Source organism: Phascolarctobacterium sp., assembly GCF_045124115.1.
GTDB lineage: Bacteria > Bacillota > Negativicutes > Acidaminococcales > Acidaminococcaceae > Phascolarctobacterium_A.
Genome location: NZ_JBGVLF010000028.1, coordinates 18,861 through 29,530, shown reverse-complemented (window position 1 = coordinate 29,530; position 10,670 = coordinate 18,861). Strand labels below are relative to the sequence as shown.

At 36.0% G+C, this 10,670-nt stretch carries 11 protein-coding genes and 1 pseudogene; 9 read left to right on the top strand and 3 right to left on the bottom strand.

The genetic code is table 11. From position 1 onward, the window contains the following. Nucleotides 1–88: 88 nt before the first annotated feature. Together ACJMM4_RS03975 and ACJMM4_RS03970 are read right to left on the bottom strand one after the other, a co-directional pair. Nucleotides 89–1,015, bottom strand: coding sequence for an IS3 family transposase (locus ACJMM4_RS03975; RefSeq protein WP_405383164.1), 927 nt, complete (start codon nucleotides 1,013–1,015; stop codon nucleotides 89–91). Beyond that, nucleotides 1,003–1,407 (bottom strand): HTH domain-containing protein, encoded by a 405-nt coding sequence (locus ACJMM4_RS03970; RefSeq protein WP_405383162.1) that lies wholly within the window; start codon nucleotides 1,405–1,407, stop codon nucleotides 1,003–1,005. The genes ACJMM4_RS03975 and ACJMM4_RS03970 overlap by 13 nt, the downstream gene beginning before the upstream one ends. A gap of 238 nt (nucleotides 1,408–1,645) precedes the next feature. Between ACJMM4_RS03970 and ACJMM4_RS03965 the strand changes: the two are divergent. From ACJMM4_RS03965 to ACJMM4_RS03955, 3 genes and pseudogenes are all read left to right on the top strand, one after another. Next, nucleotides 1,646–2,305, top strand: a pseudogene (locus ACJMM4_RS03965) (GIY-YIG nuclease family protein); the annotation flags it as partial. A 63-nt stretch (nucleotides 2,306–2,368) separates the two neighbouring features. Next, nucleotides 2,369–2,947: an NAD(P)H-dependent oxidoreductase gene (locus ACJMM4_RS03960; protein WP_405383160.1), complete on the top strand. Its 579-nt coding sequence runs from the start codon at nucleotides 2,369–2,371 to the stop codon at nucleotides 2,945–2,947. Nucleotides 2,948–2,977: 30 nt separating this feature from the next. Then, nucleotides 2,978–3,685: a hypothetical protein gene (locus tag ACJMM4_RS03955; protein ID WP_405383158.1), complete on the top strand. Its 708-nt coding sequence runs from the start codon at nucleotides 2,978–2,980 to the stop codon at nucleotides 3,683–3,685. Nucleotides 3,686–3,831: 146 nt separating this feature from the next. Here the strand turns inward: ACJMM4_RS03955 and ACJMM4_RS03950 are convergent, their stop codons facing one another. Next, the gene (locus tag ACJMM4_RS03950; RefSeq protein ID WP_405383156.1) at nucleotides 3,832–5,025 is read right to left on the bottom strand and encodes a transposase; all 1,194 of its coding nucleotides are present in this window, start codon (nucleotides 5,023–5,025) and stop codon (nucleotides 3,832–3,834) included. 314 nt (nucleotides 5,026–5,339) lie between these two features. Between ACJMM4_RS03950 and ACJMM4_RS03945 the strand changes: the two genes are divergently transcribed. The 6 genes from ACJMM4_RS03945 (at nucleotide 5,340) to ACJMM4_RS03920 (ending at nucleotide 10,652) form a co-directional block, all read left to right on the top strand. Continuing rightward, nucleotides 5,340–6,722 (top strand): OmpP1/FadL family transporter, encoded by a 1,383-nt coding sequence (locus tag ACJMM4_RS03945; protein WP_405379878.1) that lies wholly within the window; start codon nucleotides 5,340–5,342, stop codon nucleotides 6,720–6,722. 373 nt (nucleotides 6,723–7,095) lie between these two features. After that, nucleotides 7,096–7,368 carry a hypothetical protein gene (locus ACJMM4_RS03940; protein ID WP_405379876.1) on the top strand — a complete coding sequence of 91 codons (273 nt, stop codon included), beginning with the start codon at nucleotides 7,096–7,098 and terminating at the stop codon, nucleotides 7,366–7,368. 19 nt (nucleotides 7,369–7,387) lie between these two features. Further along, nucleotides 7,388–8,488: a J domain-containing protein gene (locus tag ACJMM4_RS03935; protein WP_405383154.1), complete on the top strand. Its 1,101-nt coding sequence runs from the start codon at nucleotides 7,388–7,390 to the stop codon at nucleotides 8,486–8,488. 104 nt (nucleotides 8,489–8,592) lie between these two features. Beyond that, nucleotides 8,593–8,982 carry a hypothetical protein gene (locus tag ACJMM4_RS03930; RefSeq protein WP_405379873.1) on the top strand — a complete coding sequence of 130 codons (390 nt, stop codon included), beginning with the start codon at nucleotides 8,593–8,595 and terminating at the stop codon, nucleotides 8,980–8,982. Continuing rightward, nucleotides 8,982–9,395 carry a hypothetical protein gene (locus ACJMM4_RS03925; protein WP_405383152.1) on the top strand — a complete coding sequence of 138 codons (414 nt, stop codon included), beginning with the start codon at nucleotides 8,982–8,984 and terminating at the stop codon, nucleotides 9,393–9,395. The genes ACJMM4_RS03930 and ACJMM4_RS03925 overlap by 1 nt, the downstream gene beginning before the upstream one ends. A gap of 36 nt (nucleotides 9,396–9,431) precedes the next feature. Continuing rightward, the gene (locus tag ACJMM4_RS03920) at nucleotides 9,432–10,652 is read left to right on the top strand and encodes a zinc-ribbon domain-containing protein (RefSeq protein WP_405383150.1); all 1,221 of its coding nucleotides are present in this window, start codon (nucleotides 9,432–9,434) and stop codon (nucleotides 10,650–10,652) included. The last annotated feature ends 18 nt before the right edge of the window (nucleotides 10,653–10,670 follow it).

Sequence of the window (10,670 nt, the reverse complement as noted above, 5' to 3'; positions counted from 1 at the left end):
TAAATTGCACCCCGTGTCAAGGACTATTTTGAAAAAAGAAAAACCTGGCGACATCTGTATTGTTATAAACACAGATGCAGCCAGGGACTTATTGGTTTTTCAGATATTCCCAATATTCATTTGGACTCATTTTTTGCAGTTCCCAAACGTATCTTTCGTTGTTGTAATAATCCATCCAATCATCAATGCGTTCAATAACTTCTTCAATAGTCGAACAATCAGAAATTACTAACTCATCTTTCATGTGTCCAAAGAAGCTTTCTTGCGGTGCATTATCCCAACAGACGCCTTTATTGGACATAGATTGCCTGATTCCCTTGTTCTGTAAAAGCTCAACAAACGAATAACTGCGATATTGGACGCCTTGGTCACTATGTAAAAGTACGTCAGTATTCAATTCTGAACCATGTTTATCCATTAACTCATTAACGGTCTCTAAAACAAAGTCTACGGCCAAAGATTGGCTAACTTTATAGGCTAATACCTGTTTTGTAAAACAGTCTATAATAACAGATAAATAGCATTGACCGCCCTTATAGAACAAATAAGTTATATCAGTTAACAGAATCGTTCGAGGGCCATGTTCTTCAAATTCACGATTCAGTATATTGGGAGCTGTTCTAGCCAAATTAGAAATTTTATAAAACCTCTTATATGGGTTAGGTTTACGGATGGGACACTTGAGATCATATTTTTTCATCAAACGTCGGATTTTCTTGATGTTCATAACCACAGGAGGTGATTCATGAAGCAATCGCATATAAATACCGCGAGCTCCTTTTTTGTAACCTCTGTAATTATAAGCATTTAAAATAATCTCAAAATCAGATCTATCCTTGATTTCTCTTTGCAACCTATAGTTTTCCTGCTTTATCCAATCATAGTATCCTGATTTAGATACTCCGGCGATTTCCAACAAGTGGGTTATCTTGAGAAGATTATCATCTCTAGAAGTCATTTCTCGGATAATAGCATATTTTTCAGAAGGCTTTAGTTCGGCAGTTAATCTTGGCATTTTTCGTCTGCTTTTAAGATTTTTTTTATAAATTCCAGCTCTTGTTTAGTATAGGCAAGTTCTGTTTCAAGGCGTTCTATACGGTTTCTATTGCTTTCGTTGCTCTCAGTAAAATCTCTTGCCTTGTACTTATGGTCATAAAAGCCTTTACCAAGACGGCCTTGCTCCATTATTCTCCAATCCATAGAAACAATTCGTTTATAACCTAGAATTTTAGGATTAATGCCTAGTTCTTTAAGAATTTCTTCAGGTTTATAACCCCTTAATCTTTTTTCGAAGTATTTCTGCTTGAATTCTGCATTAAACATAACAACCTTTTCAGAGGCTCGCGTTACATAGCCAGATTCTCTAAGGGCTTTGATTTGCCAATCTTCAAATAGGTTATTACTCACAAAAATCACCCTTTCTATGTTAAAAATAACATAACCGGCTATAACTAGCAATATAAATTTTTCTCACAGTCCGCATTATGGGGTTTTAATACTTTTCCATAGTCCGAAATGTGGGGTTTTAGTACTTTTATACAGTCCGAAAAACGGGGATTATACTTTTATCTAGTCCGATTTTAGGGGCCCTCTTCTAAAAATCGTACGACTAAAGCCAGTATAGAACTGTATAATTTCCTTTTTTAAATTAGCTAATTTAGTCCGTATTATAGGGTATATTGTACAACAACAAGCTATCAAGGCTCAGATGATTGAAGAAGAAAAAGTACGCCGTGAAATTGAAAAAGAGAAAGCCAAAATAGAAAAAGAAGAAAAACAATTTAAAGGCGAAGTTGACAAGCTGATGAGATATTTACAACAGTCTCAAAATGACATTGAACGCAATTTGTACAATGACAAAATTAGAGAACTTGAAGAAAAAATTAAATTGTTGGAAAAAGATAAAGAAAACGTGCTGCAACGTGAACAAAACACTAGGGCAGGCTTCGTTTATGTAATTTCCAATATTGGGTCTTTCGGTGAAGATGTTTATAAAATTGGCATGACACGAAGACTGGAGCCTATGGATAGGGTTAAGGAATTAGGCGACGCTTCTGTGCCGTTTGAATTTGACGTGCATGCGATGATTTTTTCTGAAGACGCTCCAGCGCTGGAAAGTGCATTACACCAAACGTTTAGAAGTAAAGAAGTAAACAAAGTAAACCAACGCAAGGAATTTTTCAAGGTTGATTTGAAGGAAATTGAAAAAGTTGTTAAACAACATCACAATGCTACTGTCACTTTTACAATGGTGGCAGAAGCAAGACAATATAGGGAAAGCTTGCGTATGGAACAAGGTCATTGAAAAGAAAATTGCAGACTGGGCACGAAAAATTTTAGGGTTTTGATAGTAAAGGGGGTGAGTGTCATGAGAAATTTATTATATATTGATGCTTGCATTAGGGATGAAGAATCTAGGACAAAAAGAATTGCGGAACCGATAGTGGCAGAGCTGGCCAATAGATATAATGTTACTAAACTTGCATTGAATGATCTTGATTTGGATGTTGTGCAAAAGGAACTTTTAAACAAGAGAATGCACGGAGAGATTCCGCAAAAAGTAATGGCATGGGCAGAACAAATGAGGGATGCTGACAGAATCGTGATTGCTGCTCCGTTTTGGGATATGTCCATTCCTGCGGCATTGAAGGTGTTTTTTGAATTATGCTCAATTTTTGATGTTACCTTTAAATCAAATGACAAAACTTGCTATGGTAACTGTAAAGCGGAAAAGATGATGTACATTACTACTAGGGGGATGGATATTGCAACTGGTGACGAACTGGAGCAAGCGACCCCATATTTAAAGGCGTTATCTTGGCTGTGGGGCATTGGTCCGTTGCAAGTGGTGGCAGCGCAAAACATGGATTATGTTTCTGCTGAAGTCATTGAAGAAAAAATTGCGGTTGCTGTTGCAGAAGGCTTGCAGATCGCTAAAGAATTTTAATATTGTTTTTACTTAGCCGGAGTTGTTTTTGTGGATAAAAGGTTAGGGGGAGATATGATGTTCAAAAAAATTTTTTTGCTATTTGCTGTTTTAAGTAGTCTTTTTATAGGTACTACTTGTTTTGCTGCTCCTACTGAAACAATAAATGGTGCATATATTGGAATGAGCAAGGAAGAATTATTAAGGCTCCCAGACTATCAATACGCAATACAGGCTAAACAGGATGGAAAGTATTATATTGCTAGGGAAACAATCAATGGTGGCTCTGTTGGGTATATGGAACAAAATGATTTTGTAACATTGGATAAAGGGTCTTGTTTTGTTTATTTCCGTGATAATAAAGTAATAGCTATACGATTGACAACAATGGGCGTTCGTGGAAGGATACAATGCTTAAAAAAATTAGATAGTGCTGGACTGCCATGTGATGCAAAATGGGAAGACTATAAAAATAGCGCAATAACAAAAGAGTATCCCGAAGACGAATTTTTCACTTGGTTAAAATTGCATGATGATACATATTTGACCTTTACTGGTGCTTTTGGACGGTCTTTGGATAGCAAGGATGCACCTGTATCTGGTTTGATGTTGAGCAAATATTTAGATCCATTTAGTGAAGTGGAACAGGAGCAAGAAGTATCTGCGGAAACTTCTAAAGCAAAAGAACAATCAAAGAAAAAGGAAGTACCTATTGAAAAGAAAATAGCTGATCGCGCAAGAAAGGTTTTAGGGCTTTAAATTTTTGAGCTTATAAAAATAAAAAAGGGCAGTAGTTATTCGGAGTGTTCCGAGTATCTACTGCCCTTTTTGTTTTGCTTATAAAAGGTGCAGGACCGCACAATTGGCAAGCGTGCGGTCCTATGAATAAGAAAATTATGTGGAAATTATGGCGAGTAATTTCCACTTAAGCTGTTATTGATTCTTCTGGAATTAACAATTTTGAAAGAGTTTATTATTTCCTCTTGCCAATTTAGCAGTAGTCGATAGAATGGATCATACTCTTCTATTCCAGAATTAGCAAATTTATTGACTACTTCTTCAAAAGATGTTCTGGCTTTTTCTTCTATACAGTTTTCATTGAACATTATGTAGAATTCTTTCAAGTTATAGGCTATTTCTAAATCTGGAAACAATTGAAATAAATAGTCACGGAAGTCTCTGAGATTCATATATCTTCTAAAGTATTTGTTATATCGAGGTTCGTTATCTAGGAACTGTTCATGTCTGAATATATATTTAAAGTGTGTTAGCAGATATTTTAAGTACGGATCTTCAGTACCGGTACGGCAACGTAAACGCACTTTGGAAAAGCAATCCATTAGATTTTTAATAACATGGAAACTGTCTGCACAAATGACAGCTTTTGGGAAATACATCTTAGCAACATCTCTATAATTATCATATAAATCAATTGAAATATATTGAACTATACTTAATTCACTAGTTAATGTTTTATAATTAAAAGATTGAGCTTTGATTTCACTGAAATAGTTACCTAGATATTTTTTACGCCTGTCTGGAAGTAAATCTAAAATTTCACCGGTTAAAAAGTCCATTAATACGCAACAGTAAAGAGCATCTCGGTCAGAGTTTGGAAAGTAATGTTCGTCAATTGATAAGACTGCTGGTAATTGCTTCCTTGGAATATTGACGTGCTTGTCAAATAGTCTGAGAACAGATTGCTTAGAAACATTGAATCGCTCTGCAGCGTCTGTATAAGTAGTATGATAACTTTTCAGTGCCCTAAGAATATTAATCTTAGTAGCATGAGACATGTTTCCGTGCGGACTGGCAAAAGGATTCTTTTCGCTGAAAGTAAAGCTGCAACGCTTACATTTGAATCTACGCTGTTGGTAGATGATGCAGCAGGGCTTATCCACAAGGATTGAATGGACTAGTTTGCGTTTAATATAACCATGAATATTGGCTTGATTACCACAACAGGGGCAAATGGATGGGGTGAGTACAAGCTTAATTTTGATGATAAGATCACCACTGGGTTGTTTAATGGTAAAAATCTCTTTAATAAGGTCCTCTTTGATATTGAGTATATCTGTGATAAACTGATTGTGAGACATTTTCGTCTCCCTCCTTTCTTACCAAATAGATTTTGGATTAATACTATTGTAAGATAGGAGGCTTTTTTATGTTAGAAAATAAAATGTGGCTTCCCAACTACACTTGCGGAACAGGGAAACCACATAAACGTAACAGCCTGACCACACAAGTGGAACAGGAGAACCACACTAAATATTAAATTTTCTCAAACCACAGAAAACGGACTAGGGGTGACCACACCACACGATTTGGAACAGTACTTTTTTATTTTGGGAAAAAGGAAATATGGTAAAATATACCTGTCTTATTTTTAATTTGAAAGGAAAGTTTTAAGATGAAAAAACATTTATTGGCTATAAGTGCAGCCGCTGTTCTCTTGGCTCCGCAAGCTGTAGGTGCAGAAGGCTTCTCCATCAACGAATGGTCCGCAGAAGGCTTCGGTATGGGCGGTGCTCGTATGTTTGCTGAAAACGACGCAGCTAATATGGCATACAACCCGGCTGCTATGACTAAAATTGAAGGTCAAAAAGCGAAAGTGTCTCTTGCGTACATTGCTCCCCACGGTAAATGGGAAGCTGACAATGTGGCAACTGGTCAAGAGTTTAATGGTCGCAATAGAGTTAATCCTGCACTTGTTCCTGGTATGTACTATGTAAAACAACTTAACGATACTGAATGGTTAGGTATGGCTACCTATACTCGTTTTGGTAATATGTGTCAATTTGAACGTGATTCTCTCGTTGGCACTAATGCGTTCAGCTCTCGATTGAATGGTGTTAGCCTCGGTATGAACTATGCGAAAAAACTTGATAAAAAATTATCTGCTTCTGTTGGTGCTGAGATTAACTATGTTGGTTTAGTTTTGGATAAAAATTTGAGCGCTGCTGCAGGTAGCATACATGATCCTAGCGCTAAAGATAAAACTGAGGCTATGATTAACGCGGGTATTGCTGCAGGAAAAATTACTCGTGAACAAGTAGCAGCTTATCAACAAGCTGCCGATAAAGCAGGTCAAAATCTTTTAGATGGTAAGGGCGATACTCCGTTACATATTAAAGGTGAAAGTGTTGCGCTTGGCTGGAATGCTGCTCTTAATTACGAATTTGACGACAAAAATGAGGTTGGCGTTGTATATCGTAGTAAAGTGAAACACTCTATGGAAGCAGATTATGATATGCATGGTTTCGGCGCATTCTGGAATGGTGGACATCAATACGGTGATGCTTATGGTTGTGTAACCTTGCCGGAAAGCTGGATGCTCGGTTATGGTCATAAATTTGACGAAAAAACTCGTATGGAGTTCAATGCTACCTGGACTCGTTGGAGCCGTTTCGATGCTTTTTGGATGAATGTTGATCCTGCTATTTTGAATCAAACTACCCTCGGTGGTGTTAAAAACTGGAAAGATGGCTGGCGTTATGCTATCGGTATTGAACACAAATTAAGCGATAAGTACTCTTTGTTGGCTGGTATGGCTCATGACGAACGCGGTATTCCCGATGAAACCGGTGACTTCATGGTTCCCACTGGTGAACGCGATACTTATACTCTTGGTATTCAATATCATGATAAAAAACAAACCATTGCTGCATCCTTCGGTTATATGGATGTAGGCGATATGAGAATGCATGGTCATGGTGCGGATGCATACAAAAATGCTAAAATGTATGATTCCTACACCAAAATCGTTGTTCTCTCCTACCAATACAACTTCTAAAATTAAAGATCTAAATGGCTTGGCCGCTTCGAGTAATCGAAGCGGTCCTTTCTTTTGGGGATAGATTTTAACGCATATAATTACGCATAATGCGATAGAAATATGCTAAAATAAATTCTAGCAAATTAATTTAAAATACGCTTGTTGAATAGCGAAAGGTTTTTTGATAAAGTAATATGCGTGCATATAAGGAATGACGAAAAAATGTCTATAAGTCACTTATAAGACACAAACAACTTTAGACAAATACGCTGAAGTCTTGCGAGAGTAAGACGGGGTGTGGTTTTCGAGGTTCGCTTGTGTTACTGTTATAGTTAAGTTTTTTACGGATAAAATAAAAAGTTTTTCATGGTTTGTGGTGATGTTTCTCTGTATGGCTATAGCGAAAACTTTAGGGAAAAGAGCAGCGCATGGTGATGTTTTTCTAATAAAAGTTTTTATGGGGATGCTTGCTGGGTGTATTGCTGGTGGTGTAGTGGCATTATTTATATATAAATCGGGTAAATTTTTGAATCCTATGTCTGCAGTAAAAAAATATGTTACTTTTCTAGCTATTGTAGGAATAGTAGGTGGTTTGATTTTAGCAGGACCAGTAGCTTTAGTATGTATACTTTATATTCTTTTTATGAAAAAATCAGAACAATGATTGCAGAAGAGGGGAAGAAATGAAAGATTATTATGAAATACTAGAAGTTCATCCTAAAGCGTCTACTGAGGTGATAAAAAAAGCATATGCTGTATTGGCAAAAAAATACCATCCAGATGTTACTAAGTTAGAGGCTGATTTAGCACAAAGAAGAATGGCGGAAATAAATGAAGCCTATGCAGTATTATCTGATCAGAATAAACGGAGACAATATGATTATGATTTAGTATGTAAGAAGTCTAGCCAATATAGCCAAGAGCCACAAAGAGCAACCAAACAATCTGCGGAAGACTTAGAACGTCAAAGAAGAACTTCTGCAAGCAATGAAAGAGCAATTCATATTAAAAACGTTAAAAGTAGATTTATAGACTCTTGTGACTATTATATAGATACAGTTGATAAACGTATAATACAAGGTGATGCAGGTGCAAAAAGTGTAGAATATTGTAGCAAGTTATTAAATCAATTTTATAAAGAAATACAGGATGATTACAGATTCCTCGAGACAGAACATGCTTGGGATAAGGATACAATTCAGAACTATGGCGTTGCATTATGGTGGTTTGCTTCTGCATACTTCGAATGTGGAGACTTGAATAATACACGTAAAACTCTTAATATGGCTGTGAATTTTATTGGTGCAAGCTATCCTAGGTATAATGATTTTAAAGAGTTTAAGGCTTTGGTAGATAGTAAAGTGAATGGGTCCGATGTAGAAAATAGAAAAAATAATGTAGAAAAATTTGAGATACCAGATAATTTTATTTGCCCTGAGTGTGGTAATTATATTAATTCTTCAATGAAATTTTGTAATAAATGTGGATTTAAATTTGATTGGAGTGGAATGGTAACTAAAGCTAATCTTGACGCGGTCCGTGCTGCAAATAAGCAAAAAGGAAATGTTGAAGTTATGTATAGATCAGACTCAACAACGGGAGTTTATCAATGCCCCTGTTGTGGAGCTTCTGTTACGACTAAGGACTCACAGTGTCCTGTTTGCTACAAGCAATTTGTTTGGGGGAAAGAGAGACCTGCACAAGTAGACACTGGCTGTGCTTCCGGATGTGCATATTTTTGTTTAGCGCTAGTGGTAATTTTTGTTTGTATTGCACTAAGTTAAGAAGATTATTCAGAATACAGAAGTTATTTGTCAGATGTAAGTTAGTAATTAATACAAAGAACATTATTGCTTTTTTAGCTTAGTTAGTAGGGTGGTGAAGTATTATGAAGAAGATAATGGTATTATTTTTGTTTATAATGTGCTTAAGTATGCATTGTCATGCTTTTGAATTAGATTCTAATAGGTGGACTTGGGTCCAATCAGATGACAAAATAGGAGTGTTTTACGATTCCGTAAATATTGAATATAGTGATCAGCGATATGCTGGTGTTTGGGTGTGTATTTATTCTGCTGTTCAAGATGAATACTATCTTAATTATACGCTATTTGATAAATACGATAATTTTTCTAAAATATACAAAGCTATAATTTATGATAGCAACGGGGATTATATATGTGGCATTATTTATAATGATCCTGAAAAAATACCACTCGTCGATGGTTCTGAAATGAGTTTTGTAAAAAACAGAGTGTTTGCGAATGAGGTGGAATGATGAGAAAGATTTTAATAGGCTTATTTCTTTGCTTAACAATGCTTGGTCTGTTCCCAAAAGATGTATACTGTTTTGAACCTGACCCTAATAGATGGGAATATGTAGGTGGCATTCAAAGTGACGTAGGTGTATTTTTTGATAAAGAAACTATAGAAATACAAAGAAGAAGTTATTTAAATAATGTAAAAGTATGGATTTGTTATGCAGACCCTAATAGTAGAATGTATAAATATCATTATATTATATTAGACATGGCAGAAAGAATGATAGGATTACAGGGGGTTGTTATACGAAGTTATGATGGGGAGGTTATTGAAAGCGATTCAGTTACATATGTTACATATGATAGAATTGTTCCTAATTCTATTGGGGAGACTTTGTACTTGTATATTAAGAAAAAATATAATCTATAATAATCCAATAGAGTAGTTAGAATTAACGATAGGAGAATGTTGATAAATATGTTTTGTAAGAAATGCGGAGCTAATATAGAGGATGGATCCTTGTTTTGCAGTTCTTGTGGCGCCAAGCAAGATGCGGCGTCTAGTACCGGTGATAATTCAACTATTTCACATACGCAAGAAAAAATTACAACTAATGCATTGATAAAGAACAAGAAGATAGTACTTGGTGTCGGAATAATTTTAGCAATAAGTGCAGCAACTATGTTTTATGTAAATAATAGTGTAGGAGAGTCGTATGGTGTTGGTTTTTCTACTAAAATGTTAGCAGTTATGGGTAATGCTGATGCACAAGTAAAGGTGGGCGAAAGAATATTTACTCCTAAAAAAGTGGAATGGTTTCGGAAAGCGGCTGAACAAGGTAATGCAAGGGCACAGTATCTATTAGGGCGTTGTTTTTGGTCTGGCGATGGTGTTGTTCAGGATGAGAAAGAAGCGGTAATGTGGTTTCAAAAGGCTGCTAACCAAGATTATGCGAGAGCACAAGCAACTATGGGTGATGCTTACAATTTAGGTAGAGGAGTAAAAAGAAATCTAGAGTTATCTGTTGAATGGATGAGAAAAGCTGCTAATCAAGGCTTACCTTATGCTCAATATTGTTTAGGATTTAGTTATTTTAGGGGAGATGGGGTCACTAAAGATGAAGTAGAAGCTGTTAGATGGTATGAAAAAGCAGTAGCACAAGGATATGCTGCAGCAATGGTTAATTTAGGGTTATGCTACGAATATGGAATGGGAATTGAAAAAAATGTTCAAAAGGCGTTTGAAATGTATAAAAAGGCGTCAGACAAAGGCGAGTATTTAGGAACTATAAATCTTGCATCGATGTATGAAAGAGGAGTAGGTGTACAGAAAAACTTAAAAGAAGCTTTTAGATTATATAAGAAAATAGCAGAAAAGAAAGGTATTAAAATTTTAGGTATCGATAATAAATCATATATTGGCGAAGCAGCATGCAATGTTGGAAGAATGTACCAATATGGGCTAGGAGTAGATAAAAATCCTAAGGAAGCTGTAGTATGGTACAAGAAGGCAGAAGAGTTCGGCAATGCTAATGCTTGTAGCAGATTGGCAGTATGTTATTTTTTGGGGGATGGTGTTGAAGTGGATTACCAAAAAGCGTATGCTTTGATAAGAAAAGCTGCTGATATGGGTGATGAGCTGGGAAAGGAGCTTCTGCCCGACATTGAGTATTTTGCTAATAACTAATAAAGAATTTACAAGAAC